Source organism: Halostagnicola kamekurae, from assembly GCF_900116205.1.
In the GTDB taxonomy this organism is placed as follows: domain Archaea; phylum Halobacteriota; class Halobacteria; order Halobacteriales; family Natrialbaceae; genus Halostagnicola; species Halostagnicola kamekurae.
This window is the reverse complement of record NZ_FOZS01000002.1, coordinates 902526-927978: the sequence shown is the minus strand read 5'-3', so window position 1 is coordinate 927978 and position 25453 is coordinate 902526. Positions and strand designations below refer to the sequence as shown.

Sequence of the window (25453 nt, the reverse complement as noted above, 5' to 3'; positions counted from 1 at the left end):
GACATGGACGTCGCAGTAGTGACCGTCGGGGACGAACTGCTCGCCGGTCGAACGACAAACACGAACGCAGCGTGGCTCGGCGAACGACTCGCCGACCGGGGCGTACGCGTCGAGCGCGCGACGACCGTTCCCGACCGCGTCGGCGACATCGCCCGCGTGGTCAACGAGTACCGCGCCGAGTACGACGCGGTGATCGTCACCGGCGGGCTCGGTCCGACCCACGACGACGTGACGATGGACGGCGTCGCCGCGGCCGTCGGACGACCGCTCGAGCCCCACGATGACGCGCTCGCCTGGCTGGCGGAAAACGGCGGCTACTCCCGCGAGGACCTGACGGACGGCACTGGCACGCTCCCGGCCGGGTCCCGGGCCCTCCACAATACGGAGGGGGTCGCACCCGGCGCCGTCCTCGAGAACATCTACGTCCTGCCGGGGGTCCCACGGGAAATGAAAACGATGTTCGAGGCGATCGCCCCCGAGTTCGACGGCGTCGAGACACACCGGGCCGTCGTGGTCGCAGACGAGCCCGAGAGCGCGCTCCTCGATCGACTCGCCGACCTCCGATCGGAGTTCGACGTCTCAGTCGGCAGTTACCCCGGCGAGTCGGTCCGCGTAACCATCGAGAGCTCCGATCCGGAGATCGTCGAGGCGGCCGCCGAGTGGCTCGAGCAGCGAGTCGAGAGCCCCGCCTAGCGGTACAGCGCCGAGAGCCAGCCGACGGTGAGAAGCAGGCTCACGATCAGAACGCCCCATCCGGTCCACGCCGGCAACACCGGTTCCGTCGCCAGAAGCAGGTCTGGTAGTGTACTCATGTACGGTAGTGTCCGCTCACCCCTCTTAACGTTTCAGAAACCGACCGATCCCGACCTATCGAGTCGCGACTGAACGCGAAGCCACACGCCTATTGGGGCGGACTCCCAAATTTCGCGCATGAACGAAATCGGGTTCGTCGTCAATCCGATCGCCGGAATGGGCGGTCGGGTCGGGTTGAAGGGAACGGACGGCAAACTCGAGGAGGCCCGACGACGAGGCGCGACGCCGCGCGCACCGGATCGCGCCTCCGACGCCCTCGAGACGCTGTACCGGCTGGATCCCTCGCCCACCGTCTACACGGCGGCCGGGAGCATGGGAGAATCGGCGGCGGTCGCCGCCGGGTTCGACCCGACCGTCGTCTTCGAACCCGAATCCGCGGCCGAAGGTGAATCCGAGACGACTGCCGAGGACACGCGCGGAGCCGTTCGGGCGTTTCTCGAGCGCGGGGTCGATCTCGTGGTGTTCGTCGGCGGCGACGGCACCGCCGCGGACGTCGCCGCGGTGCTGGAGGAAGCAGACGGGGAGACGCCGATGCTCGGCGTCCCCGCGGGGGTGAAAATTTATTCGTCAGTCTTCGCCGTGACGCCCGCAGACGCCGGTCGCGTGGCCGCCGAGTTCGACCGCGTGGAGTCGCGCGAGGTCAACGACATCGACGAGGCGGCCTACCGGGAGGGAACGGTCCGCTCGGAGCTACGGGCGGTGGTCCCGGTTCCGGTCGCTCCGGAGATCCAATCGAGCAAGCAACTCGCCAGCGGGAGCGTCGACTCGCTCGCCGATGGCTACGCTCGAGACGTCGACGCCGGGCGGACCTACGTGTTCGGCCCGGGGAGCACGGTCGGGCGAATCGAAGACGCATTCGAGATCGACGGCTCTCCCCTCGGCGTCGACGTCTGGCGGGACGGCGAGGTCTTGGTCCGAGACGGGTCCGAGAGCGAGATTCTGGCGGCGCTTTCGGACCCGGTCACGATCGTAGTGTCACCGATCGGCGGACAGGGGTTTCTCTTCGGCCGCGGCAACCACCAGCTCTCGCCCGCCGTGATCCGACGGTCCGACGCGCTCGATATCGTCGCCTCGACGGAGAAACTCGACGACATCGGCGCGTTTCACGTCGACACCGACGACGAGCGCCTGAACGAGGAGCTGCGAGGGTGGATCAAGGTCCGAACGGGCAGGTACACGACCCGGCTCGTGAAGGTTGTTTAAGGTCTGGTCCTGATCTGCTGCGGAGATTAACCATATAACGACAGCGCCGAATGTATGCAGCATATAGTCAAGATTAAGGCCCGGTCCAGCGTACGCTGTGACATGGAAACACGGAAAGTGCAACGGCTCGGTCCGTCGACGCTGGCGATGACGCTGCCGGCCGAGTGGGCGTCCGAGCACGGCGTCGAGAAAGGCGACGAAGTGTCGCTTCGAACCAGCGGCAAGGGCACGCTCACCGTGATGCCCGAATCCGCGAACTCGGAGGAAACCGAGGCGATCATCCACGCCGACGACCTCGATTCCGAAGCGGTCGAGCGGGCGATCGTCGCCCAGTACGTCCTCGGGCGACGAGTCATCCGCATCGAATGCGAAGACGGCGCGCTCGAGTCCGAACACATTAACGCGGTCTACCGCGCGGAGACGCAGTTGATGGGCCTCGGCGTCATCGAAGAGACGCCGGAGAACATCTCGATCCGCTGTTCGGTCGATCCGGAGGACTTCACGCTCGATAACCTCTTGGAGCGCCTCGAGCGAACCGGACGGACGATGCGCGGCGAAGCGATCAAGGCGCTGGCACACGGCAACCCCGACCTCGCACAGCGGGCACTCAACCGCGAGCGACAGGCGAACAAGATCTTCGTGTTACTGCTTCGTCTCATCTTTACGGCCTACCAGAACCCGAACCTCGCCCGCGCGGTCGGACTCAACAGCGGCTTCCCGCTGATCGGCTACCGATCGATCGCGAAGAACCTCGAGTTGACCGCGGACAACGCCGAGGACATCGCGGACATCGTGATGGAGACGGAGGGTCACACCCTCGACATCGACAGCAACGTGATGCGCGAGATTCGGGAACTGACCGAACTGGTCGACGACATCACCGCCCTCGCGGTCGAGTCGGCCGTCGAGCGAGACTACGACAAAACGATCGAAGCGCGAAAGCTCTACCGTGACATCGCGGATCGGGAAGAGGAGATCCTGGCCGAGTTGCCTGAGATGAACAACGACGACCTCCTCAAAGTTCGAGAGGTGCTGGTCAGCGTCCAGCAGACCGCGGGGTACGCGATGCGAAACACGGAGATCGCCGCAAATCTCGCGCTCAACGAGGAGTCCGACCACACGACGATCAAGTAACGCGGGACTCCTTGTCTGAACCCGCGGCGAACTCGAGGACTCGGCCGCTCGAACCGCCGCGAATGAGTGCAATTAAGAGCGTTCACTCGAAACCACCGTGATATGGCTACGCAAACGGAATCTGCGACCGACAAGGGCGTCGGTCTCTCGATGGCACTCGGTGCGCTCGCCGTCGTCGGTGCAATCGCAATGATCGTGGGTGCGCTCGAACTCGGCGGCATCCCCGAAATCACTGCGGCGGGCGGCTTCGCCGGCGCAGTAGCGTTTTCGATCCTCGCGGTCGCCGGGATTCACCTCTGGGACTGAGCTGCTGTCACCGGATTCTCCGTCGACCTCGCGGAGACCGGCAGCGAGACATCCGTTCGACAGTTCGTGTCGAACGGCGAACGTATTCTCGGGGAGGTCCAGCCCCGAAGCGTTGCCTCGAGAGTGCAAGTCCTAACAGCGTCGTTTCGACGAATTACGCGCACGCCGATCGGTCAGTAGCGGCGATAGTCGCTCCCAGCGGCCGGTCTCAGCCGTTAAGAGTTAAGGCGACCGAAACCCTAGATACCGTACTGACGATGACCGACTACTCCAACGAAGAACAGCGCATTCTCTCGTATCTCCGCGAGAGTGCGGCCCGAGGGGAGCAGTACTTCCGGGCGAAAAACATCGCATCGGCGATCGGCCTCTCGTCGAAGCAGGTCGGGGCTCGGCTCCCGCACCTCGCGGAGAAGTCGGAGGATGTCGATATCGAAAAGTGGGGTCGCGCGCGCTCGACGACCTGGAAAGTCACGCTCAGTTGAGTCAGTCGAGGATTCACCGTCTTTTTACCCGTCAATCACGGAGGTATCGCACATGACAGTACGGGTCGATCGATCGTTCGAAGTCGACGCGACTCCCGAGCGCGTCTGGGAGTTCATTTCCGACCCGGAGAACCGAGCGCGGGCGATCAGCGTCGTCTCCGAGTACACGATCGATGACGAAGCCGGCCGAGAGGCGACGTGGCACGTCGAACTTCCGATTCCGTTGGTTCGACAGACGATCACGGTCGAGACCGAGGACGTGACGCGAGCGCCGCCCAACGAGGTGGCGTTCGTCGGGCGGTCGAAGGTGATGGACGTGAAAGGGGAACACGAGATCACCCAGACCGAGACGGGCGCTCGCCTCGAGAATCAGTTCGTCGTCGACGGCAAACTCCCCGGCGTCGAGACGTTCTTCAAGCGGAACCTCGACGACGAACTCGAGAACCTCCGCCGAGCGCTCGAGAACGACCTCCGATCGGCCCCCTGAGCTGCCGATGGTGTCTGACCAATCGGACTCGAATTCGCGGGACCAGTCGACAGCGGGATCGGAGATCGAACTCGCGCTGGCACAGATCGCCATCGAACCGGGTGACGTCGACGGAAACGTCGAGCGAGCGACGGCGGCGGTCGGTCGAGCGGCCGCGGCCGGGGCCGATCTCGTCGCGCTCCCGGAACTGTTCAACGTCGGATACTTCGCTTTCGACGAATACGCGAGCCACGCCGAACCGATCGACGGGCGCACGTTCGGACGGCTCAGGGACGCGGCCATCGACCACGGCGTGGCCGTTCTGGCCGGCAGCATCGTCGAGGACCTTGCGGCGACCGACGCCGTTTCGACGCCCGCGGAAACCGGCCTCGCGAACACCGCGGCCCTGTTTAGCGCCGACGGCGCGCTCGAGTTGGTCTACCGAAAGCACCACCTCTTCGGGTACGAGTCCGCAGAGAGCGACCTGCTCGTTCCCGGCGAGTCCGTCGACACGGCGACGATCCGCGGCTTCACGGTGGGCGTGACGACCTGCTACGACCTCCGATTTCCCGAACTCTACCGCGAACTGGTCGACTCGGGCGCGCAGTTGCTGTTGATCCCCAGCGCGTGGCCGTACCCGCGAGTCGATCACTGGGAGGCGCTCTCGCGGGCTCGAGCGATCGAAAACCAGTGTTACGTCGCGACGATCAACGGGTCGGGATCGTTCGACGACGCCGACCTGCTCGGGCGGTCGACCGTCTACGATCCCTGGGGCGTCCGCCTGGCCTCGAGCGGCGACGATCCCGCGCTGGTCACGGCGACGGTCGATCCCGAGACGGTCGAAGGGGTTCGCTCGTCGTTTCCAGCGCTCGCGGACCGACGACGGTAGTCAGATTGCCGCGGAAGCTCCCGATTCGCGAACATGGTCGCGTGACGAACGTCGGTTCCGCGACCGAGAACTTTTTGTTCCTCCCGACCGGCATATGAGTTACCGGTTCGAGGCGCTTTTCACGTCTTCACCGGTACTGCTCGTCTCAGGCTCCGCCGAACTCCTCGAGGACGGATCCACCGCTCGCCCACGCCTTTCGCCTTCTCGTTTCAGTTACGACAGATAGTGGAGTCTGGTCGGCAGAGTCACTCCTGCAGGTCGGCGACCTTCTCGACTTCGCTTCGAAGCCTCGTGGAGTCGAACTGGTGGTCCGGGCGCATTCGCACGAAGTCGAGGAACTCCCGCGCCGACAGCAACGCGTCGGCGTCGTAGACCGCCGCCGCCTCGCGAACGGCGTCTCGAGCGCCGATTCGAGGCTCGAGGAGAGCCATCGCACACGCGAGGTCGTACGCCGTCGTTTCGTCCATGCGACCCGCCGAGACGCTCGTGGCGTCGATGACGTAGAGCTCTCCCTCACAGAGGAGGACGTTTTCCGCGCGCAGATCACCGTGTGCCAACTCGTTCGCGTGCATCGTCGCGAGCAGTTCGAACAGTTCCGGCGCTCGAGCGCGGACGTCCGAGTCGTCGACGTCGTCGAGCGACCGGAAGTCGGGAAGGTACTCGAGGACGAGGACGCCGAGACCGTTGACCTCGAACGACTCGATGGGTTTCGGCGCGTTGAGGCCGATTTCGCGGATTCGCTGTGTCGCGTCGTACTCGTGTTCGACCATCTGGCGAGGGGTATCGAACCGATCGAAAAAGCCCTCAGTCCCCGACGTGAACGCGCCCATGTTTCGCCCGGCCGTCAACAGCGCGTGGACCAGCGCGTTCTGCTTGGAGACAATCTTGACGAAGAACTCGTCGTCGATCACGCAGGGCGTCGAGAGCCAGTTGTCCGCCTCGAGAAACTCGACGCGCACCACGTCCCGGTCGTAGCGCTCCGCCAGGGTGCGTGCGACCCGCTCGAGACGACCCCATTCGATGGAGCCACGCGCGAGTTGACGGATGTCCATATGGTTTCGCTAAGGACGGTGAGGCATATATGCGTCTCGAACGGTTGTCGAGAATGGATGTCCGCCCGCGGGTGCCGTTCGGAAACTACTGAAACCCAATCGTTTCGTGTGACGTGCACAACAGTATTATTTTCATGGTGGCGATACAACCCCCGAGACAATCATGTATGCCGTGGATGATCTCAGCGACGCAATCGACGCGACTCGCGAGTTCCTGACGCCGATCAGTCTCGGCCTGGTCCTCAAACTCGCTCTCATCGTTTTCTTCGTGAGCAGCCTCGGGTTCTCCGGACCCGTGTTGCCGATGGGTGATCCCGGGATGATGGTCGACGATCCGACCCAGATTGGCACGCAGGGAGAATCTCAGGAAAGCATTCAAGAACTATACGAAGAGGAAACGGGCGAAGAGTTCCCCATGGATCAGATGATCGCGGTCGCGCTCGTTTTCGCGGCAGTCTTCTTCGTCATCGGGCTCATCTATATGTTCATCCAGGCAATACTGGAGTTCGTCCTCATCGAATCGCTTCGATCCGACGAGGTACACGTCAGACGATACTTCCTCGAGAACGTCGGGCGCGGGTTTCGACTGTTCCTCTTTCGAGTGGTCCTGAACGCCATCCCGGTCGCCATCGCAGGCGGACTGCTGTACTACCAGTTCACCGGTGGCGACGTACTCGATCAACTGACCGGTGCCACGATGTGGGGGGCCCTGGCGGTGGCAATCGTCTTCGCGCTCGTCTACAGTATCATCCTCAGCTTTACTACCGAGTTCGTCGCCCCGATCATGTTACTCGAGGACCGCGGGGTATTGAGCGCCTGGAGCCGGTTCTGGGCGACGTTCAAGGAAAACTGGGCGGAGTACGTCGTCTATCTCGTGCTCGCCTGGATCATCATGCTCGTCATCACGATCACCGCGTGGTTCGTCATCGCCGTTGCGGGATTCGTCCTCGCGATTCCGTTCGCGATTCTGGCGTTCGTCCTCTTTGTCCTCCTCGCGGACCTCGGCGTGATCGGCGGCATCGTCTTTACCGTCTTCATGATCGGTGCCCTCCTCACGTTCTTGTTGTTGCTGTCGGTCGTCTGGACGCCGATCACGGTCTACTTCCGGTATTACGCGCTCTTGTTGCTCGGGGACACGAACGCCGACCTCGATCTGATCCCGGATCTCCGCGGGGCGCTACGCGGCACCGCGGTCGGGGCGGCCGGTGGCGCTGGGACGGCGGGCCGAGAGACAGAGTCCGGCTGGGACGACGGAACTCGAGACGAGTACGATTCCGAACCCGACGACTCCTGGTCGACGACCGAACCGGACGACGACGACGGGTTCGAGTGGTACGAGACGCGCGATTCCACGGACGAATCGGTCGACGCAGACGAACCGGTCGACGACGGCGACACCGATACGAACGGCGAATCGGACCGAGACACTTCGACGGACGCCCGCGAGGACCGCGACGAGGACACGGACGACGACGATGACGACGGACTCGACGACCGCGGCTGGTAGCGTCGGGCAGTGACTCCGCCGGCCCCCTGATATCCGTCGGTGCGCTTATGCCTCGAGCCGGCAAGTATTGCGTATGGCCGCCGAACTTTCGGACGAGCATCGGATGATTCGCCAGACCGTCAGAGACGTCTGTACGGACGAGATCGAACCGATCGCTCAGGAGATCGAGGACGAACACCGGTTTCCCGAGGAGGTGTTCGACGTCCTCGCAGAACTCGACGTCATGGGCGTGCCGATCGGCGAGGAGTACGGCGGACTCGGGGGCGATACGATGATGTACGCGCTGGTCGCGGAGGAACTCGGTCGCGTCTCGGGGTCGGTCGGGCTCTCGTACGTCGCACACACTTCCCTGGCGTCGAAACCGCTCGAACTGTTCGGCACCGACGAGCAGAAAGAGCGGTGGCTTCGACCCCTCGCCGAGGGGGAGTACCTCGGCGGATGGGCGCTAACCGAACCCGAAAGCGGGTCGGACGCCTCCGGAATGAGCACGACGGCGCGAAAGGACGGAGCTGAGTGGGTTCTCGACGGGACCAAGCAGTTCATCACCAACGCGTCGGTCGCCGGTTCGATCCTCGTCAAGGCCGTGACCGACCCCGAGGCGGGGTACGACGGCATCTCGACGTTCATCGTCGATCCGAACGAGGACGAGGGCTTCGAGGTGACGACGACGTGGGAGAAGATGGGACTCAACGCCTCGCCGACGTGCGAGATCTCGTTCGACGACGTGCGCCTCCCGGCGAATCGCCTGCTCGGCGAGGAAGGCGAGGGCTGGGAGCAGACGAAAACGACCCTCGACGGCGGCCGCATTTCGATCGCCGCGCTCTCGACGGGACTGGCACAGGGGGCCTACGACCATGCCAAGCGCTACAGCACCGAGCGCGAACAGTTCGGGCAACCGATCGCGAAGTTCGACGCCGTCCGCGACAAGATCGTCGAGATGTACCGCAAAACCGAACGCGCGCGGCTGCTCACCTACGAGGCCGCCCGCACGTACGATCGGGGCGACCCCGTCACGAAAGCCTCCGCGCTCGCGAAACTCGACGCCAGCGAAGCCGCTCGAGAGGTCGCCGAAGACGCGGTGCAGGTGCTCGGCGGCTACGGCTATACGACCGACTTCGCCCCACAGCGGTTCTATCGCGACGCGAAACTCATGGAGATCGGCGAGGGCACAAGCGAGATACAGCGACTCGTCATCGGGCGGGAACTCGGGCTTTAATCGAGCCGGAGAATCGACGGGCCGATTGCCGGAGTACCCGCCGGGTCAGACAATCCACGTCGAGTCACTTGCGACGGTTGAACGGGAACAGCGATACCGAAACGACCGAGGAACGAACCGTCGTTCCCTCCCGTCGACGATACGACCGCGTCAGGTGGAAGGCTATTAGGTAGCCGATCGCGAACAGTATCGCTCCGATGACCACGTTGCCGACCAGCAGAAACTGGACGAGTTCGATCGCCGTATCGGCGGTCTCGTGCTCGAGCGTCACCAGTTGGTCCGAGCCGAGAAACGCGGTTCCGAGCCGGTAACTGCCGAGATAGACGGCTGGTTTGACGAGCGGGTTCAGGAGGATGGCCGCCGCGAACATCGCCGCCTTGCTCGCCCAGGACTGCCAGTACGCGAGCACCGCCAGTGCCCCGAGGCTGAGCCCGCCGGTCGGCATTGACGTCACGAAGAGCCCGATCGCGAAACTGATGGCGACCTCGTGTGCGGTGTGATCCGCTCTGAAAGCCGCCGTCAGTTCGCGTCGAACGCGGTCGCGATAGACCGCCACCCGTTCTCGAAGCATTCGGTTTGAGTCAATGGCAAGCCTTCAGGAAAAAACTATCGGTGGCGACGGGACGCGTTATAACGCCCGTAGCCCCCGTCACACTTGCGTTCCGGTGAATTACGGGAACGTTCCGGCTTCTTCGAACGCGCCGGCGACCCGCTCGAGGGCGACGACGTACGCCGCCGTCCGGAACGACTCGAGGTCGTTTTCTTCGTAGCTCTCGACGAGGTCGTCGAAGGCGACGACAATGATCGACTCGAGTTCCTCGTTGACGCGCTCTTCGGACCAGTAGAAGCGCTGTCGGTTCTGCACCCACTCGAAGTACGAGACGGTGACGCCGCCCGCGTTCGCGAGGATGTCGGGGATGACCAGCACGTCCTTGTCGGCCATAACCTGATCCGCTTCGGGCGTCAGCGGGCCGTTTGCGGCCTCCGAGATGACGTCGGCCTGCACCGACTCCGCGAGGTCGCCGTCGATGGCGTTCTCGAGCGCCGCGGGGATCAGCAGATCCACGTCGAGCGTGAGGATGTCTTCGTTCGTGATCTCATCGGTCGCGCCCTCGAATCCGGAGATCGAACCGGTTTCGTGTTTGTGATCTTTCGCGGCGACGGGGTCGAACCCGTCCGGGTTGTAGACGCCGCCGCTCGAGTCGCTGGCGGCGACGACTTTCGCGCCCATCTCGTCGATCAGCTTCGCGGCGATCCAGCCGGCGTTGCCGTAGCCCTGCACGGCGACTGTCGCGTCCTCGAGGTCCTTTCCGAGGTAGTCGAAGGCTTCGCGCGCGGCGAGGACGGTCGATCGGCCGGTCGCCTCGACGCGGCCCTCGCTGCCGCCCGAGTCCAGCGCCTTACCGGTGATGACGCCGGGCTGGGTCGTGTTCTCGAGGGTCTCGTAGGTGTCTTTGATCCAGTTCATCTCCCGCTGGCCGGTGTTTACGTCCGGCGCGGGAACGTCGCGATCGACGCCGATCAGCGGTCGGAGCTCCTTCGCGAACGCCCGCGTGAGCCGTTCGATCTCGTCTGCCGAGTACTCGTCGGGATCGATGATGATGCCGCCTTTCCCGCCGCCGTAGGGAATCCCGACAGTTGCACACTTGTACACCATCCAGCCGGAGAGCGCTTTCACTTCGTCACGGGAAACGCCCGGGTGGTAGCGAATGCCGCCTTTGTACGGGCCGCGGTCGCCGTTGAACTGCGAGCGAAACGCTTTGAATCGCTCGAGCGATCCGTCGTCGAGCTCGACGGTGAGATTCGTCTCGAGCACGCGCTCTGGGTGTTTGAGGCGCTCGATGACGTCGTCACTGGCGTCGACGTACGGGCTCGCCTCGTCGATCTGGGATTGCAAACTTTCGAACGGGTTGGTTTGCTCCGACATACACAGCTATTTTTCCGACCGGGGGATAAGCGTAGCGAATGTCTGTCACGGTCAGTTTTAAAACATATATAATTCATATAAATATGGCCTAGGATGGGAAGACCGTTCAGTTCGGCCCGATGTCGTCGTCCGCTCGGTCGAGAATTCGTTCGGCGCGTGCGATCAACGGCGCGTCGATCATCTCTCCGTCGACCTCGAAGACGCCGCGGCCGTCGTCGTCCGCGTCGCGTTTGGCCGCGAGGACGTCGCGCGCCCACGTCACCTCCTCGCCGGTGGGTTCGAACGCCGCCGCGATCGGAGCGACCTGTGCAGGGTGGATCGCGAGCTTGCCGTCGTAGCCCAGTTGGGCGGCGAACGCCGCCTCTTCACGCAGTCCGGTCTCGTCCTCGAAGTCGGTGAAGACGGTGTCTACCGCGTCGATGTCGGCGGCGGCCGCCGCGAGGACGACGCGCTCTCGAGCGTAGAGCACTTCCGTCCCCTCTGTCGTCCGCGTTGCGCCGATATCGGCGGCGAGGTCTTCGGCACCGAACACGAGCGCAGTGGTTTCGGGGACCGACGCGATTTCGGGTGCAGCGAGGACGCCCGCGGCGCTCTCGACGAGCGAAAAAATCGGCAGCGTCGCGTCGCGGTCGGCGAGACGACCGACGAGCGATCGAACGTCCTCGCTCGAGGCCACCTTCGGAAGCATGAGACTATCGACGGCCGGATCGTCGCGATCGTCTCCGAAGATCGCCTCGAGATCGGCCGCGACGGCGGTCGAACTCGGGTTGACGCGCACGCACACTTCGCAGTCGGGATCGAAGTCGGGGTCACCGAGAACGGTCGCGACCGTCTCTCGCGCCGCCGGTTTGTTCGACGGCGTGATCGCGTCCTCGAGATCGAAGACGATCACGTCCGCGCCGAACCGGGGCGCTTTTCGGAGTCGGTCGGCCTGATCGCCCGGTGTGAACAGAACGCTTCGACGAGCCATACGGTGTCTGCGTGGGTGAGTGAGGTGAAAGTACGGGTCGGTTTCGACGAGCGGACCGGTCGTTCCGTTGCGAGCGGAGAGGCGGTTCGTCGCTTGAGAACGCGGCCGTTGGCCGACGCCACCCTGAAACCTATGAGGCTCCTCGTCGTCACGATACCCATGTCAATCGAGAGCACGAATCCCGCGACCGGCGAGACCGTCGAGACGTACGAGGAGGACTCGAGCGCGGACCGAGACGAAGCGCTCGAGCGGGCCGAAGCGGTGTTCGACGAGTGGCGCGAGGTTCCGATCGAGGATCGACAGGAAATGTTGGCGCGTGCCGGCGAGCAGTTGCGCGAGAACGAGTCGACCTACGCGGAACTGATGACCGAGGAGATGGGCAAACCCATCGCACAGAGTCACGCTGAGGTCGAAAAGTGCGCCTGGCTCTGTGACTACTACGCGGAACACGCCGCCGAACACCTCCAGGACGATCGAATCGCGAGCGAGTCGGACGCCCGAACGCTCGTCAGCTACGAGCCCATCGGGACGGTGCTCGCGATCATGCCCTGGAACTTCCCGTTCTGGCAGGCGTTTCGCTTCGCCGTGCCGAACCTCGCCGCCGGCAACGTGGGGATCCTGAAACACGCCTCGAACGTTCCCGGCTGCGCTCGAGCCATCGAGGAGGTCTTCCGGGAGGCTGGCTGCCCCGAGGGCGCGTTCACGTCCCTGTTGATCGGCTCCGAGGAAATCGACGAGGTCATCGCCGACGACCGAATCGAGGCCGTCACGCTCACCGGCTCGAGCGGCGCGGGCCGTTCGGTCGCGGAAACGGCCGGCAGCGAACTGAAAAAGACCGTCCTCGAACTCGGCGGGAGCGACCCGTTCGTCGTCCTCGACGACGCGGACCTCGAGCTCGCGGTCGAGAAGGGAACGCAGGCGCGGCTCATCAACTCCGGACAGTCCTGCATCGCCGCGAAACGCTTCATCGTCGTCGAGGACGTCTACGACGAGTTCCTCGAGGCGTTCGTCGAACGCATGGACGAACAGGTCGTCGGCGACCCGACGGACGAGGACACCGACGTCGGCCCGCAGGCTCGCGAGGATCTCATGGAGACGCTCGACGAGCAGGTTCAAGAGACCGTCGAGCAGGGCGCGGAGTGTCACGTCGGCGGGGAACCCATGGACCGCGAGGGCGCGTTCTATCCGCCGACGGTGCTGACCGATATTCCCGAGGGCTCGCCGGCCGACCGGGAGGAGCTGTTCGGACCCGCCGCGTCGGTGTTTCGGGTGCCCGACGAGGAGGCGGCCATCGAGAAGGCGAACGACACCCAGTTCGGCCTCGGTGCGAGCGTCTGGACCGAAGACTACGCTCGAGGCGAACGCGTCGCCAGACGCTTCGAGTCGGGGATGGCGTTCGTGAACGAACTCGTCAAGTCCGATCCGAGACTGCCCTTCGGCGGCGTCAAGGCGTCCGGATACGGCCGCGAACTCGCCGAGCAGGGCATTCGGGAGTTCGTCAACGAGAAGACGATCTGGGTGCAACACCAGAACGGCGAGGACGACGGACTGGTCGAGTGAGCGGCGTCGAAGCGACCAGCAGTCCAGCGTTCTCATCACCAGAGACGTTTTTACCGTATTCCACAACGGTTCTGTTATGACCGGGCGCTACTACGAGGACCTCGAGGTCGGCGAGACCATCGAGCACGAGCGCAGTCGGACGATATCCGAGAGCGACAACCAGCGGTTTTGCGATCTGACGATGAACCAGCAGCCGCTGCACCTCGACTCCGAATTCGCCGCGGAGACCCAGTTCGGCGAGCGGATCGTCAACGGCCTCTACACGATGTCGCTCGCGGTCGGGATCTCGATCCCCGAAACGACCGACGGGACGATCGTGGCGAACCTCTCCTACGACGACGTCGAGCATCCCGCGCCGGTCTTTCACGGCGATACGATTCGCGCGCAATCGACCGTGACCGAGAAGCGAGAAACGTCAGACGGCGAGCGCGGCGTCGTCACAATGTGCGTCGAGGTCTTCAACCAGCACGACGAGCTAGTCTGTTCGTTCGATCGAACCGTTCTCTCGAGAAAGCGCGAGCACGTCGAAGACGGGCACAGCGACGAGAACGAGTAGCGACCGGCTTCGGGGCGCGATTCAGTCCGTTGCGGAACGCGATTCAGGCCTTGGCCTGCCACGTCCGAATCCGATCCGCGCTCACGCCCTCGACGCTCTCGGCGACGGCGTCCGGATCCGCGTCGGAGAGGTCCGCGACGTCTTCGATGCCCGCGTTCGCGAGCTTTTCGACGGTCTTCGCGCCGATTCCCTCGAGCGCTTCGAGATCCGAGCCGCTGTCGGCCTCCCGCGCCTGGAACTCCCGGTAGTTACAGATCGGACAGCCAAGTTCCCACGGCTCGTCGCCGTTGTGGACGAGCAGTTCCGGCAGGTCGTGTTCCTCGCATCGCTCCTCCGTTACCTCGATTTCGCCGCGGCGGGGAAGCGGCAGCGAGTACTCGCAGTCGGGATAACGGGTACAGCCGACGAGCCTCGAGCCGCTCTGGAGCGTCTTGACGGCGAGTTCTCCCCCGTGTTCGTCGCCGCACTCGGGGCACTCTCCGAGGGTGGGGCCCTCGCCAGCCTCCTCGGCCTTACAGAGCGCACAGCCGTGAACGAACGTCTGTCGCCCCGCGAGCATCTTCACCTCGTTGAGCCCGTGTTCCTCGCACTCTTCCTCGAGGATCAGGGGCTTGCCCGTCGAGGGCAGCGGAAGCGTGTTCTCACAGTCGGGGTAGCCGTCGCAGCCGATGAAGTACGAGCCGTGACGCGAGCGCCGAACGAGCAGGTCCTCGCCGCACTCCGGACATGGCCCGAGGCGCTTGTCGTCCTTGAGCGACTTGCGTAGTTGATCGCCGATCTCCTCACGGGAGTCGGCGAGATTCGCGAAGATGTCCTCGAGCATCTCGCGGGACTCGTCGGTCACGTCCTCGAGGGTCGCCTCGCCGTTCGCGATCGCGTCCATGTCGGCCTCGAGTTGGGCGGTCATCCCCTCGCTGACGACGCGGTCGGCGTAGTCCTCGGCGGCGGTGACGACGGCCATCGCGAGTCGCGTCGGCCGCGGCGGATCGCTCTCGATGTAGCCGCGATCGTAGAGTTTCTCGATGGTCTCGTGACGGGTCGACTTTGTTCCGATGCCCAGGTCCTCCATCGTCTCGATGAGCCGCGACTGGCCGTACCGCCGCGGGGGCTGGGTCTCCTTGGCCTCGAGTTCGGCGTCGGCGAGCGCGAGTTCCTCGCCCACGTCGACGGCGGGCACGAAGTTCTCGGAGGTGTTGAAGTACGGATAGACGGCGTGGTAGCCGGGTTCGACGAGCCGTTTGCCGTTGGCCTTGAGCCGCTCTTTCCCGTCGACCTCCGCGACGACCTTGAGGTGTTCCCACTCCGCGGGATCCGCGACGGTCGCGTAGAAGCGCCGCACGACGAGTTCGAAGACCTCCCACTCGTCGTCGCTCACGTCGCCACCGCGGGCTGGGATCTCTCCCGTCGGGTGGATCGGCGGGTGATCGGTCGTCTCCTCGTCGCCTTCCGTCGGGACGATCTCGTCGGCCTCGAGCAGCGATTCTGCGCTCTCGCCGAGCGTCGGGTGGCCGACGAAGTCGTCGAGCAGTTCCTCGGGATCCAGGTCGTCGGGATAGACCGTGTTGTCCGTTCGGGGGTAGGTGATGTAGCCCGCGGTGTAGAGGTCCTCGGCGATGGACATCGCGCGCTTTGCGGAGTAGCCGATGGCGCTCGCGGCGCGGATGAACTGGGTCGTGTTAAAGGGCGTCGGCGGCGAGTCCGTCCGCGTGCGGCCGTTGACGTCGACGACCGTCGCCGAGTCCGCGCTCGAGAGCGTCTCGTAGACGCTCTCGGCGGTAGCTTCGTCCCAGATTCGTTCGGCTTCGTTATCGTCCTCGTCGCGGTAGAAGTACTGGGCCTCGAAGGGCGCGGTCGGGTCCTCGCCGCTCTCGCCGTCGGCCTCGGCACCGTCGCCGCCGGCGGTCTTCGAGAGATCGGCGACCAGTTCCCAGTAGGACTCGGGGTCGAACGCCTCGATCTCGCGCTCGCGGTCGACCATCAGCTTGAGCGTCGGCGACTGGACTCGCCCGACGGAGATGAAGTCGTTGCCCAGTTGGCCCGAGGAAAGCGAGAGGAAACGGGTCAGCGACGCGCCCCAGATCAGGTCGATGATCTGGCGAGCCTCGCCGGCAGCGGCGAGGTCGAAGTCGAGTTCGTCGGGTTCGTCGAACGCCGATTTGACCTCGTTTTCGGTGATCGAGGAGAATCGCACCCGACGAATGGGAATGTCGTCGTTCGCCTCCTCGACGATCTCGTAGGCCTCCTTGCCGATGAGTTCGCCCTCGCGATCGTAGTCCGTCGCGATCGTCGCCCGTTCCGCCTTCCGCGCGAGAATTCGCAGCGTCGCGACGATGTTCTCCTTGGTCGGCGTCTTCTCGACGCTCGCGTCGATCAGTTCCGCGGGTTCGACGTCTCGCCAGTCGGAGTACTCCGGCGGGAAGTCCACACCGACGACGTGGCCCGACAGTCCCACGCAGCGCTTGCCGCCCCACTCGTAGACGTTCACCCCGTTCTCGCGACTCGAGTCCATCGAGCCCCCGCTCAGGATTTCGGCGATGCGCCGCGCAGCGTTGTCCTTCTCCGTGATTATCAGCTCCACGGTCGCTCACCTCCCGAGCCGAATCCATCTCTCATGATCGCTCGGTACGACCGAGATTGGGATAACGCTTTCGCCGAAATTCGCCCGAAACCGCCGGATAGCGCGGGTGTGCGTGCGCTGTGCGCTCGCGTGCGCGAGGTGGCCTTTCGAGATGTGGCTCCACAAGCGCGTGTGCGGACAGTTATCCCGCTGGAATCCCTCCCCGAACGTATGACGCGCCGAATGACGGTATCGCTCGACGACGACGCGGAGACGGCACTCGAGTCGCTCATGTCCCAGACCGACAACGGGCAGAGCGAGGTGGTTCGACGGGCGCTCGCGTTCTACGCGGCGAACTTCGAGGCGGCAAGCGGGCGACCGAGCGACAATTTAGAGCAGTACTACCAGATGCTCTCCTCGGGCGAGCACGTGCTGCTCGACGTCGACTTCCTGCACTGTTTTCTCGAGCATTTATACGAGGCGGGCGACCCTGACCCCGAGTTCGTCGAGGCAGCGGATCGAGTTTCAGACTACCACGCTCACGAGTACGCAGAGCGATTCGAGAGCGTCGAAGAACTGCTCGAGTGGCTGTCGTTCTGTGGTTTCCTCGCCGTTCGGTCACAGGGAGAGGGCGTCTATCAGATCGTCTTCGCGTCCGAGCCGATCCGCTGGTTCATGACGCGGTTCATCGAGCGCAGCACGGTCGACCTGCCGGTCGATCTCGAGATCGATCAGGGGCTGTCGAAGGTACTCATCACCGAACGTCGATCGGCCGAGTGAGTGGGCGGCGGCGCGCGATCAACGGACCGGGTTCGTTTCGATCGAAGTAGCGCTCGTTCTGTCGAAAGTGGTACTCGTTCCGACTGGAGTAGCACTCGTTTCGACCGGAGTTGCGCTTTCCGATCGAGGCTTCTGCTCGAGACCACATCATACGCTTTCATAGATCCTCATACGAGTTCATACGAGATCGGCGTATGCGAACGCGTACCGCATCTCGTATGATCGACTCTCAACAACCCTTTTGTCGATTACAGAGAGGGATGTGAGTGGATATCGCACATGGGCATCGTAGAACAACTCAAGGCGATCGGTCCGGGGGCGCTGGTCGCGGCGGCGTTCGTGGGACCGGGTACAGTAACGACAGCGAGCGTCATCGGAGCCGAGTACGCCTATCTCCTGTTATGGACTATCGCGTTCTCGATCGTCGCGACGATGGTCCTCCAGGAGATGAGCGCCCGGCTCGGGCTCGTTTCTCGAGAAGGACTGGGGGAAGCGCTTCGAAACGAGTTTTCGAACCCGATCGTCAGGACGGTCACCGTCGGATTGGTGGTCGCCGCGATCGGCATCGGAACGGCGGCGTTCCAGACCGGCAACATCGTCGGCGGCGCTGCGGGATTGGCCACCATCACCGGCGTTAGCGAGACCGTCTGGGGGCCGCTAATCGGCATCGTCGCGGGTGCGTTGCTCTGGACGGGCAACTACAAGCTGATCGAACGGGTGTTCATCGGTCTCGTCACGATCATGGGGCTGGCGTTCGTCGTCAACGCGATCATGGTCCGGCCGGATTTCGGAGCCATCGCCGGCGGACTCGTTCCGCGCGTTCCGGACGGATCGGCCTACCTGATCGCTGGCCTCGTCGGAACGACCGTCGTCGGCTACAACCTGTTCCTTCACGCGAGCACCGTCCAAGAGCGCTGGGACGGTCCGGAGGACCTCGCCGAGTGTCGTACCGACACCATCGCGATGGTCGCCATCGGCGGGATCATCACGACCTCGATCGTCGTAACCGCGGCGGCGGTGTTCCCCGAGGGAACCACGATCGAAAACGTCGGCGAGATGGCCGACCAGTTAGAGCCGGTCTTCGGCGGGTACGCGATGACCTTCTTCGCGATCGGGCTGTTCGCCGCCGGCTTTACGAGCGCGATGAGCGCGCCGCTGGCCGGAGCCTACGCGACCGCTGGCGCGCTGGGCTGGGAACGTGACCTCACGTCGACGCGGTTCCGGGCGATCTGGATCGCGATCCTCGGCGTCGGGATCGTCTTCTCGGCGCTCGATTACAGCCCAGTGGAGATCATCGTCTTCGCACAGGTCGCGAACGGCCTTTTGCTGCCGATCCTCGCGGTCTTCCTGATCTACGCGATGAACAACGAGACCCTGCTCGGCGAGTACACGAACGGGACGCTCCAGAACGTCCTCGGCGCGGTGATCACGCTGGTCGTCGTCGGGCTCGGTCTCCAGACGCTGTACGACGTGCTTCTCGCGTAACGAACGCACCAGCATTATCTTTCCACCTCTCACATGAACGAATCAGACATGACGGACGGAATCGAATCGGACCAACCAACGCACGACGGGACTCCGGCGGGCGATGGACCGGAACGCTCGAGCGACGGCCACTCGGAACGCTCGAGCGGCGGTAATTCAGGCGACTCGAGCGCGGCGGAGACTCGAGTCGGCGTCGACGTGGGCGGCACGTTCACCGACGTGGCGCTCTCGGTCGAGGATCGGCTGGTCACCGCGAAGGTGCCGACGACCGACGACCAGAGCGTCGGCGTCCTCGAGGGGATCGAGAAGGCCTGCGAGCGCGCGGGCATCGATCCGGGCGAGATCGACGAGTTCGCCCACGCGATGACGGTCTCGGTCAACGCCCTGCTCGAGCGCGGCGGCGCTAAGACCGCGCTGGTCACGACCGCGGGCTTTCGGGACGTCCTCGAGATCGGCAGACAGGACCGGCCCGACCTGTACGATCTCGAGGTCGAGAAGCCGGACCCGCTCGTACCCCGACGCCGGCGGTTCGAACTCGACGAACGAACGACGCCGGACGGAATCGAACGAGCGGTCGACCCCGACGAGGTTCGGGAACTGGCCGCGACGCTCCGCGAGCGCGACGTCGAGAGCGTCGCGATCTGTCTGCTCCACGCCTACGCGGATCCCGAGAACGAGCGGGTCGTCGCCGATATTCTTCGGGACGAACTCGAGGTTCCGGTGTCGGCCTCCCACGAGGTGCTCGCGGAGTTCCGGGAGTTCGAGCGGACCTCGACGACGGCCGTCGACGCCTACGTTCGCCCGGCGATCGACAGCTACGTCGGCCGACTGGTCGACGAGGCGACGGACGCCGGCATTCCCGCGCCGCGAATCATGCAGGCCAACGGCGGCATCGCAGACCCCGAGACGGTTCGCCAGCAGGCGGTCACGACGACGCTTTCGGGGCCGGCCGCGGGCGTGGTCGGTGCCGCGGCGACGGTCGACGACGCCGCTGTCGACGGACTGGTCACCTTCGACATGGGCGGCACCTCGAGCGACGTGAGCCTCGTCCGTGACGGCGAGGCCGAGCGGACGACCGACTCCGAAATCGACGGCCTCCCGATCCGGACGCCGATGGTCGACGTGAACACCGTCGGCGCTGGCGGCGGATCGATCGCCTGGGTCGACGCCGGGGGCGCGCTCCGCGTCGGACCGCGGTCGTCGGGTGCCCAGCCCGGTCCGGCCTGCTACGGCCGCGGCGGCACCGAACCGACGGTGACCGACGCGAACGTCGTGCTGGGATACATCGGCCCCGAGACGGCACTGGGCGGCGAGTTCACCCTCGACGTCGAGGCCGCCCACGACGCGCTGGAACGACTGGCCGATGAAGCCGGCCTCGAGAGCGCGCTCGAGGCGGCCCGCGGGGTCTACCGCGTCGCGAACGCGACGATGACCCGGACGATCCGGTCGGTCACCGTCGAGCGGGGCCACGATCCGCGCTCGTTCGCGCTCGTCGCCTTCGGCGGCGCGGGGCCGATGCACGCGGCGGCGCTCGCCGAGAGCCTCGAGGTCGACCGCGTCGTCGTCCCGCGACCGGGCGGCGTCCTCTCGGCGTTCGGTCTCCTCGCGGCCGACGAGAGCTACGACGCGGTCCGAACCGTCGGCGTCGACCTCGAGACCGCCGATACGGACCGTCTCGAGAACGTCTACGACGGCCTCGTCTCGGACGTGCGCGCCGAGGCCTCCGATCCCGACGCGGCCCGAATCGAACGAACCGCGGACTGTCGGTACGCCGGCCAGAGCTTCGAACTGTCAGTCTCCGTCGGCGAACGGTTCGATCCGGCGGCGGTCGCCGAGCGATTCCACGACGCTCACGAACAGGCCTACGGCTACGCGATGGACGAGACCATCGAGGTCGTCAACCTCCGAGCCACAGCGACGGTCGACGGCCCCGACCCGCTCGTCCGCCACGACGGCGACGGCGAGGCTCGAATCGGAACGAGAGACGCGCACTTCCCCGGCCATGGCACGCGCGAGACCGGCGTCTACGAGCGCGATAGCCTTGAGCCTGGCGCGCCGATCGAGGGTCCCGCGGTCCTCGAGCAGGCAGAAAGCACCACCGTCGTCCCGCCCGCGTGGTCGGGCGAGATCCTCGAGGACGGGACGCTCGTCATGACTCGAGCCGAATCGACGACCGGAGGACCGGGCCAATGAGCACACCGAAATCAGCCACACCGATGACCGACGACCCCATCGATCCGATCACGCTGGAAGTACTGCGAAACCAACTCGAGAGCGCCGCCGAGGAGATGGGTCAGACCCTGATCCGCGGGGCGTACTCGCCGAACATCAAGGAGCGCCGGGACTGCTCGACGGCGCTGTTCGACGCCGAGGGCCGGATGATCGCCCAGGCCGAGCACATCCCCGTCCACCTCGGCGCGATGCCGGAGTCGGTCGCGGCCGTCCGCGAGCACGATCCGAAACCGGGCGACGTGTTCGTGCTCAACGACCCGTTCACCGGCGGGACGCACTTGCCAGACGTGACGATGGTCTCGCCGATCGCGCCCGATTCGGAGATCGTGGGCTACGCGGTGTCTCGGGCCCACCACGCCGACGTCGGCGGGATGACGCCCGGTAGCATGCCGGCCGGTGCGCGCGAGATCTACCAGGAGGGGCTCCGGCTGCCCCCAATCAGGCTCGTCGAGGGCGGCGAGATCCGATCCGACGTGCAGTCGCTCATTCTCTCGAACGTCCGCAACGCTCGAGAGCGCAAGGCCGACTTCCGCGCCCAGCTCGCGGCGAACGAGCGCGCCGAAGCGCGCGTCGCGTCGCTGATCGACGAACACGGTGAGGAGACCGTACTGGCCGGGTTCGACGCCGTCATCGAGTACTCTCGAGACCGGATCGCGAGCGAACTCGCGGAGATACCGGACGGCGTCTACGAGGCGTCGGACGTGCTCGAGGGCGACGGGATCACCGACGACGACGTTCCGATCGAGACGACGGTCACGGTCGACGGCGCGAGCGTCGACGTCGACTTCTCGGGGACCGCTTCGCAGGTCGACGGCAACCTCAACGCGCCGCTGGCCGTCGCCAAGAGCGCGGTCTACTTCGTCGTCCGGTGTATCACGGATCCCGAAATTCCACCGAACGAAGGCTGTTACGATCCGGTTTCGGTCGACGCGCCTGAGGGGTCGGTGCTCAACCCCACGTCCCCCGCCGCGGTGGTGGGCGGCAACGTCGAGACCAGCCAGCGAGTCACCGACGTGGTCTTCAGCGCTCTCGCGAAGGCGACTCCGGACCGCGTGCCGGCGCAGGGGCAGGGGACGATGAACAACCTGACCATCGGCGCTCGAGACGGCTCCTTTACCTACTACGAAACCATCGGCGGCGGCTTCGGCGCGCGAGCCGGCGCGGACGGGATGGACGGCGTACAGGTCGGCATGACGAACACGCTCAACACGCCCATCGAGTCGATGGAGACCGAGTACCCGATGCGGGTCGAACGCTACGCCTTCCGGCCCGGAAGCGGCGGTCGAGGGACGTTCCGCGGCGGGCTCGGCCTCGAGCGATCGGTAACCGTCGAGACCGAGGCTACCGTTTCGCTGCTGACGGAACGGCGGCGGTACGCCCCCAGCGGGGTCGCCGACGGCGAGGACGGCGCTCGAGGGCGGAACGTCCTCGAGGTACCGGACGGATTCGACCTCCCCGAGGGCGTCGAACTGGACGCGGACGCCGCGGCGGGAGACGCCGACGAGTCGCTTTCGGCGGGCGAAACCTCCGTCGCAGCGAAGACGACGGTCGACGTCCCCGCCGGAACGACGGTCACGGTCAGAACTCCCGGCGGCGGCGGTCACGGCGATCCGGACGGTCGCGATCCGTCGGCGCTCGAGCGCGACCGAGCCGACGAGAAGAGCGTGTCTGGAGCGAGCGACGATGAGTGACCCGAGTCCCGATCGAATCGATGGATCCGACGACGGGACCGAACTCGCGCGCGACGACGGCCCCGCTCGAATCGGCGTGGTCGTCCCCTCGTCGAACACGACGGTCGAACCCGAGTTCGAACGGACGACCGAAGGTGACGTGACGATCCACGCGGCCCGAATGGCCCTCGAGTCGGTCACCGTCGACGAACTCGACGCGATGAGCGACGACGCGGTTCGCGGCGGAAGGCTGCTCGCACACGCCGACGTGGACGCTGTCGCCTACGCCTGTACCACGGGGAGCTTGCTCCACGGCCCCGGCTTCGACGCGGAACTCGAGGAGCGCCTCGAGGACGCCGCGGGCGTCCCCGCGGTCGCGACGGCTCGATCCGTCGTCAGAGCGCTCGACGAACTCGCCGTCGAGCGCGTCGGCGTGGTGACGCCGTACACCGAAGCCCTCGACGAACGCGAAGCGGAATTTCTCGAGGACGCGGGCTTCGACGTCGTCGCCATCGACGGTCGCGGAATCGAGGCGAACACCGCTATCGGCGCGCTCGAACCCGACGACGCCTACGAACAGGCGATGGCGATGGCCGACGGGCGCTCGCTCGACGGCCTGTTCGTCTCGTGTACGAACTACCGATCGCTCGCCGCGGTCGATCGGCTCGAGGCCGAACTCGGCGTTCCCGTCGTGACGAGCAACGGGGCGACGCTGTGGGACGTCTGTCGGGTCGCATCGATCGACGTCGACGCGCCCGGCGCGCTCTTCGATCTCGACTGAGACCGCGACCTCGAGTTGAGCCCCGAACGGCGCTCAAAACAGCGGCAGTTCGCCCGTCACGCGATCGACGAGGTCTTCTTCTGCGGGACCGACGGCCAGCGCGGTGACGGTCCCCGGCTCGAGCTGCGTGTGTCCGGCGTCGCGGATGAGCGACTGAGCGATCCCCTTGTGGTCTGCGATTTCGGAGAGTTCGTGTAGTTCGCGTTCGCTGCTTCCCTTCAGGACGATCTTCTTCTGGCCGCCGTTTTTCCACTCCCGCTGGGTCCGCTTGTCGGCCTTCTCGTAGGCCGAGAGGGAGGCGTGTGCGACCTGGGCGGCGAGCTTGCCCTGGCCCATCCCGATATCGGTTCGCGCGACGATGGCCTGTTTCATGCTCGAAGACTCGAGCGGGACCGATATAGGCGCGGCGATCAGCCGCGAGTCGACTCGCGCGATCGTGGTAACAAACGGCGACGGGATACCGCTGTCACTACATATTTCACCCCGCGGTCGCTAGCAAGCATATGGATATCTCACGCCGGAAGTTCGCGGCAACGGCTCTCGCCGGGGCGGGCGTCGCCGTCGCGGGTTGTCTCAACTCGAACAGCGGAAACGGCGGCGAGTTCGAACTCGAGGGCGAGCCCGCGCTTCCGGTTCCCGTCGCGGGTGATCCGGAGGCAGACGTGACCGTCATGGTGTTCAAGGACTTCGGCTGTGGCGCGTGCGCGAGGTACACGCTCGAGGACGAGTTGAACGTGTATCCGCGCCTCAAGGAGTCGTATATCGATCCCGGAGAGATCCGATACGAGTTCCACGACTTCCCGATCCCAGCCAACCCCGATTGGTCTTGGGAGATCGCAAGCGCCGCGCGTTCCGTGCAGGATCAGGGCGGCGACGAGGCGTTCTGGCAGTTCGAAGAGAATATTTACGCCGAGTTCACCGACGGATACTCGCTCGACGTGATCGAATCGACCGCGAACGACGCTGGCGTCGACGGCGAAAAGGTGGTCACCGATACCGAAGACGGCGCCTATCGAGGCGAACTCGAGACCGAACGCGAACGGGCCAAGAACGCGGGCATCAAAGCCACACCGACGGTCATCGTCGACGGCGAGCAAGTCGAGGACCCGACCTACGACCCGATCGAATCGGCTATCGAAGACGCACTGTAATCGCCCGTATCGCCGTTCTCATCCTCGGACCCTCAACCGTCGTCTCACTCCTCGAGGAAGTTTCCGCGCAGGTCAGTGGCTTTTAAGTTCCGCAACGCGAGTGCTCGCACATGATCCTTTCCGACGCGGACATCCTCGAGCGCCTCGAGGAGGGCGATCTCGTGATCGACCCGCTCGACGACTACGAACTCCAGATCCAACCGGCGAGCGTCGACCTCCGGCTCGGTCGGGAGTTCCTCGAGTTCCAGCGGACGAACATCCCCTGTATCCACCCCACTTCCGAGCGGGAGGTCGACGAGTACGTGACTGAAACGGTCGTCGAGGACGACGACGATTTCATCCTCCATCCCGGGGACTTCGTGCTGGGGACGACACACGAGCGCGTCGAGATTCCCGCGGACCTCATCGCGCACGTCGAGGGCCGCTCCTCGCTGGGTCGTCTCGCCGTCGTCGTCCACGCGACCGCGGGGCTGTGCGATCCGGGCTATCGGGGTCAGATCACCCTCGAGCTTTCGAATCTCGGCTCCGCACCGGTCGCGCTGACCCCCGGAATGCGGATCTCCCAGTTGACGTTCACGGAGCTCAAAACCCCCGCGGACAGGCCGTACGGAAGCGACCGGGGCTCGAAGTACCAAGATCAGGACGGCCCGCAGGCCTCCCGGATCCAAAGCGACGACGAGTTCGGCGGCGACCAACTCGAGCGCAGCGACTGAGAC

The 25453-nt window shown here is 65.1% G+C and carries 25 protein-coding genes; 18 read left to right on the top strand and 7 right to left on the bottom strand.

All coding sequences use genetic code 11. The features are described 5' to 3' along the window. The first annotated feature begins 3 nt into the window (after positions 1 to 3). Positions 4 to 693 (top strand): competence/damage-inducible protein A, encoded by a 690-nt coding sequence (locus BM348_RS12515; RefSeq protein WP_092905132.1) that lies wholly within the window; start codon positions 4 to 6, stop codon positions 691 to 693. Here BM348_RS12515 and BM348_RS22205 read toward each other — a convergent pair. Beyond that, positions 690 to 812: a hypothetical protein gene (locus BM348_RS22205; protein ID WP_281244696.1), complete on the bottom strand. Its 123-nt coding sequence runs from the start codon at positions 810 to 812 to the stop codon at positions 690 to 692. The genes BM348_RS12515 and BM348_RS22205 overlap by 4 nt on opposite strands. A gap of 118 nt (positions 813 to 930) precedes the next feature. On the opposite strand from BM348_RS22205, the gene BM348_RS12510 reads away from it, so the two are divergent. From BM348_RS12510 to BM348_RS12485, 6 genes are all read left to right on the top strand, one after another. Beyond that, a complete protein-coding gene (locus BM348_RS12510) occupies positions 931 to 2016 on the top strand; it encodes an ATP-NAD kinase family protein (RefSeq protein ID WP_092905131.1) in 1086 nt (361 codons plus the stop codon). Positions 2017 to 2118: 102 nt separating this feature from the next. Next, entirely contained in the window at positions 2119 to 3150 is a 1032-nt protein-coding gene (locus BM348_RS12505; protein ID WP_092905130.1) for a phosphate signaling complex PhoU family protein, read from the top strand. 102 nt (positions 3151 to 3252) lie between these two features. Continuing rightward, entirely contained in the window at positions 3253 to 3456 is a 204-nt protein-coding gene (locus BM348_RS12500; RefSeq protein WP_050050350.1) for a DUF7525 family protein, read from the top strand. Between the two features lie 257 nt (positions 3457 to 3713). Further along, positions 3714 to 3938 carry a DUF7123 family protein gene (locus BM348_RS12495; RefSeq protein ID WP_050050349.1) on the top strand — a complete coding sequence of 75 codons (225 nt, stop codon included), beginning with the start codon at positions 3714 to 3716 and terminating at the stop codon, positions 3936 to 3938. A 52-nt stretch (positions 3939 to 3990) separates the two neighbouring features. Further along, positions 3991 to 4425, top strand: coding sequence for an SRPBCC family protein (locus BM348_RS12490; protein ID WP_092905129.1), 435 nt, complete (start codon positions 3991 to 3993; stop codon positions 4423 to 4425). A 10-nt stretch (positions 4426 to 4435) separates the two neighbouring features. After that, positions 4436 to 5293 carry a nitrilase-related carbon-nitrogen hydrolase gene (locus tag BM348_RS12485; protein WP_092905578.1) on the top strand — a complete coding sequence of 286 codons (858 nt, stop codon included), beginning with the start codon at positions 4436 to 4438 and terminating at the stop codon, positions 5291 to 5293. A gap of 245 nt (positions 5294 to 5538) precedes the next feature. Here the strand turns inward: BM348_RS12485 and BM348_RS12480 are convergent, their stop codons facing one another. Continuing rightward, positions 5539 to 6345 (bottom strand): RIO1 family regulatory kinase/ATPase domain-containing protein, encoded by an 807-nt coding sequence (locus BM348_RS12480; RefSeq protein WP_092905128.1) that lies wholly within the window; start codon positions 6343 to 6345, stop codon positions 5539 to 5541. A gap of 163 nt (positions 6346 to 6508) precedes the next feature. On the opposite strand from BM348_RS12480, the gene BM348_RS12475 reads away from it, so the two are divergent. Together BM348_RS12475 and BM348_RS12470 are read left to right on the top strand one after the other, a co-directional pair. Next, positions 6509 to 7852: a DUF7544 domain-containing protein gene (locus BM348_RS12475; protein WP_092905127.1), complete on the top strand. Its 1344-nt coding sequence runs from the start codon at positions 6509 to 6511 to the stop codon at positions 7850 to 7852. A 73-nt stretch (positions 7853 to 7925) separates the two neighbouring features. Further along, a complete protein-coding gene (locus BM348_RS12470) occupies positions 7926 to 9068 on the top strand; it encodes an acyl-CoA dehydrogenase family protein (RefSeq protein WP_092905126.1) in 1143 nt (380 codons plus the stop codon). Between the two features lie 64 nt (positions 9069 to 9132). Here the strand turns inward: BM348_RS12470 and BM348_RS12465 are convergent, their stop codons facing one another. The 3 genes from BM348_RS12465 to BM348_RS12455 form a co-directional block, all read right to left on the bottom strand. Next, positions 9133 to 9639 (bottom strand): DUF2062 domain-containing protein, encoded by a 507-nt coding sequence (locus BM348_RS12465; protein ID WP_092905125.1) that lies wholly within the window; start codon positions 9637 to 9639, stop codon positions 9133 to 9135. A 99-nt stretch (positions 9640 to 9738) separates the two neighbouring features. Continuing rightward, positions 9739 to 10995, bottom strand: a complete 1257-nt coding sequence (locus tag BM348_RS12460) for a Glu/Leu/Phe/Val family dehydrogenase (protein WP_092905124.1) — start codon at positions 10993 to 10995, stop codon at positions 9739 to 9741. Positions 10996 to 11101: 106 nt separating this feature from the next. Then, positions 11102 to 11965, bottom strand: a complete 864-nt coding sequence (locus BM348_RS12455) for an HpcH/HpaI aldolase/citrate lyase family protein (protein ID WP_092905123.1) — start codon at positions 11963 to 11965, stop codon at positions 11102 to 11104. Between the two features lie 159 nt (positions 11966 to 12124). On the opposite strand from BM348_RS12455, the gene BM348_RS12450 reads away from it, so the two are divergent. Both BM348_RS12450 and BM348_RS12445 read left to right on the top strand, forming a co-directional pair. Continuing rightward, positions 12125 to 13525 (top strand): NAD-dependent succinate-semialdehyde dehydrogenase, encoded by a 1401-nt coding sequence (locus BM348_RS12450; RefSeq protein ID WP_092905576.1) that lies wholly within the window; start codon positions 12125 to 12127, stop codon positions 13523 to 13525. Between the two features lie 76 nt (positions 13526 to 13601). Then, a complete protein-coding gene (locus BM348_RS12445; RefSeq protein WP_092905122.1) occupies positions 13602 to 14081 on the top strand; it encodes a MaoC family dehydratase in 480 nt (159 codons plus the stop codon). A 43-nt stretch (positions 14082 to 14124) separates the two neighbouring features. Here the strand turns inward: BM348_RS12445 and BM348_RS12440 are convergent, their stop codons facing one another. Then, a complete protein-coding gene (locus tag BM348_RS12440; RefSeq protein ID WP_092905121.1) occupies positions 14125 to 16659 on the bottom strand; it encodes a DNA topoisomerase I in 2535 nt (844 codons plus the stop codon). A 210-nt stretch (positions 16660 to 16869) separates the two neighbouring features. On the opposite strand from BM348_RS12440, the gene BM348_RS12435 reads away from it, so the two are divergent. From BM348_RS12435 to BM348_RS12415, 5 genes are all read left to right on the top strand, one after another. After that, positions 16870 to 17418 carry a ribbon-helix-helix protein, CopG family gene (locus BM348_RS12435; protein ID WP_092905120.1) on the top strand — a complete coding sequence of 183 codons (549 nt, stop codon included), beginning with the start codon at positions 16870 to 16872 and terminating at the stop codon, positions 17416 to 17418. 279 nt (positions 17419 to 17697) lie between these two features. Beyond that, positions 17698 to 18903 carry an Nramp family divalent metal transporter gene (locus BM348_RS12430; RefSeq protein ID WP_092905119.1) on the top strand — a complete coding sequence of 402 codons (1206 nt, stop codon included), beginning with the start codon at positions 17698 to 17700 and terminating at the stop codon, positions 18901 to 18903. A 33-nt stretch (positions 18904 to 18936) separates the two neighbouring features. Then, entirely contained in the window at positions 18937 to 21096 is a 2160-nt protein-coding gene (locus BM348_RS12425) for a hydantoinase/oxoprolinase family protein (protein ID WP_245779441.1), read from the top strand. Beyond that, entirely contained in the window at positions 21093 to 22826 is a 1734-nt protein-coding gene (locus BM348_RS12420; RefSeq protein WP_394328096.1) for a hydantoinase B/oxoprolinase family protein, read from the top strand. Before BM348_RS12425 ends, BM348_RS12420 begins: the two co-directional genes overlap by 4 nt. After that, positions 22819 to 23586 (top strand): maleate cis-trans isomerase family protein, encoded by a 768-nt coding sequence (locus tag BM348_RS12415; protein ID WP_092905117.1) that lies wholly within the window; start codon positions 22819 to 22821, stop codon positions 23584 to 23586. Before BM348_RS12420 ends, BM348_RS12415 begins: the two co-directional genes overlap by 8 nt. 33 nt (positions 23587 to 23619) lie before the next feature. Here the strand turns inward: BM348_RS12415 and pth2 are convergent, their stop codons facing one another. Continuing rightward, on the bottom strand, positions 23620 to 23958 hold the full coding sequence (gene pth2 / locus BM348_RS12410) for a peptidyl-tRNA hydrolase Pth2 (protein ID WP_050050980.1): 339 nt from the start codon (positions 23956 to 23958) through the stop codon (positions 23620 to 23622). A gap of 131 nt (positions 23959 to 24089) precedes the next feature. On the opposite strand from pth2, the gene BM348_RS12405 reads away from it, so the two are divergent. Both BM348_RS12405 and dcd read left to right on the top strand, forming a co-directional pair. Further along, positions 24090 to 24737, top strand: coding sequence for a DsbA family protein (locus tag BM348_RS12405; protein ID WP_092905116.1), 648 nt, complete (start codon positions 24090 to 24092; stop codon positions 24735 to 24737). Between the two features lie 110 nt (positions 24738 to 24847). After that, the gene (gene dcd, locus BM348_RS12400) at positions 24848 to 25450 is read left to right on the top strand and encodes a dCTP deaminase (protein WP_092905115.1); all 603 of its coding nucleotides are present in this window, start codon (positions 24848 to 24850) and stop codon (positions 25448 to 25450) included. Positions 25451 to 25453 lie beyond the last annotated feature (3 nt).

What these genes read in the sequence shown, in the direction of transcription:
- BM348_RS12515 (WP_092905132.1), top strand. Translation starts at nt 4, where the DNA reads ATGGACGTCGCAGTAGTGACCGTCGGGGACGAACTGCTCGCCGGTCGA.
- BM348_RS22205 (WP_281244696.1), bottom strand. Translation starts at nt 812, where the DNA reads ATGAGTACACTACCAGACCTGCTTCTGGCGACGGAACCGGTGTTGCCG.
- BM348_RS12510 (WP_092905131.1), top strand. Translation starts at nt 931, where the DNA reads ATGAACGAAATCGGGTTCGTCGTCAATCCGATCGCCGGAATGGGCGGT.
- BM348_RS12505 (WP_092905130.1), top strand. Translation starts at nt 2,119, where the DNA reads ATGGAAACACGGAAAGTGCAACGGCTCGGTCCGTCGACGCTGGCGATG.
- BM348_RS12500 (WP_050050350.1), top strand. Translation starts at nt 3,253, where the DNA reads ATGGCTACGCAAACGGAATCTGCGACCGACAAGGGCGTCGGTCTCTCG.
- BM348_RS12495 (WP_050050349.1), top strand. Translation starts at nt 3,714, where the DNA reads ATGACCGACTACTCCAACGAAGAACAGCGCATTCTCTCGTATCTCCGC.
- BM348_RS12490 (WP_092905129.1), top strand. Translation starts at nt 3,991, where the DNA reads ATGACAGTACGGGTCGATCGATCGTTCGAAGTCGACGCGACTCCCGAG.
- BM348_RS12480 (WP_092905128.1), bottom strand. Translation starts at nt 6,345, where the DNA reads ATGGACATCCGTCAACTCGCGCGTGGCTCCATCGAATGGGGTCGTCTC.
- BM348_RS12475 (WP_092905127.1), top strand. Translation starts at nt 6,509, where the DNA reads ATGTATGCCGTGGATGATCTCAGCGACGCAATCGACGCGACTCGCGAG.
- BM348_RS12470 (WP_092905126.1), top strand. Translation starts at nt 7,926, where the DNA reads ATGGCCGCCGAACTTTCGGACGAGCATCGGATGATTCGCCAGACCGTC.
- BM348_RS12465 (WP_092905125.1), bottom strand. Translation starts at nt 9,639, where the DNA reads ATGCTTCGAGAACGGGTGGCGGTCTATCGCGACCGCGTTCGACGCGAA.
- BM348_RS12460 (WP_092905124.1), bottom strand. Translation starts at nt 10,995, where the DNA reads ATGTCGGAGCAAACCAACCCGTTCGAAAGTTTGCAATCCCAGATCGAC.
- BM348_RS12455 (WP_092905123.1), bottom strand. Translation starts at nt 11,965, where the DNA reads ATGGCTCGTCGAAGCGTTCTGTTCACACCGGGCGATCAGGCCGACCGA.
- BM348_RS12450 (WP_092905576.1), top strand. Translation starts at nt 12,125, where the DNA reads ATGTCAATCGAGAGCACGAATCCCGCGACCGGCGAGACCGTCGAGACG.
- BM348_RS12445 (WP_092905122.1), top strand. Translation starts at nt 13,602, where the DNA reads ATGACCGGGCGCTACTACGAGGACCTCGAGGTCGGCGAGACCATCGAG.
- BM348_RS12435 (WP_092905120.1), top strand. Translation starts at nt 16,870, where the DNA reads ATGACGCGCCGAATGACGGTATCGCTCGACGACGACGCGGAGACGGCA.
- BM348_RS12430 (WP_092905119.1), top strand. Translation starts at nt 17,698, where the DNA reads ATGGGCATCGTAGAACAACTCAAGGCGATCGGTCCGGGGGCGCTGGTC.
- BM348_RS12425 (WP_245779441.1), top strand. Translation starts at nt 18,937, where the DNA reads ATGAACGAATCAGACATGACGGACGGAATCGAATCGGACCAACCAACG.
- BM348_RS12420 (WP_394328096.1), top strand. Translation starts at nt 21,093, where the DNA reads ATGAGCACACCGAAATCAGCCACACCGATGACCGACGACCCCATCGAT.
- BM348_RS12415 (WP_092905117.1), top strand. Translation starts at nt 22,819, where the DNA reads ATGAGTGACCCGAGTCCCGATCGAATCGATGGATCCGACGACGGGACC.
- pth2 (WP_050050980.1), bottom strand. Translation starts at nt 23,958, where the DNA reads ATGAAACAGGCCATCGTCGCGCGAACCGATATCGGGATGGGCCAGGGC.
- BM348_RS12405 (WP_092905116.1), top strand. Translation starts at nt 24,090, where the DNA reads ATGGATATCTCACGCCGGAAGTTCGCGGCAACGGCTCTCGCCGGGGCG.
- dcd (WP_092905115.1), top strand. Translation starts at nt 24,848, where the DNA reads ATGATCCTTTCCGACGCGGACATCCTCGAGCGCCTCGAGGAGGGCGAT.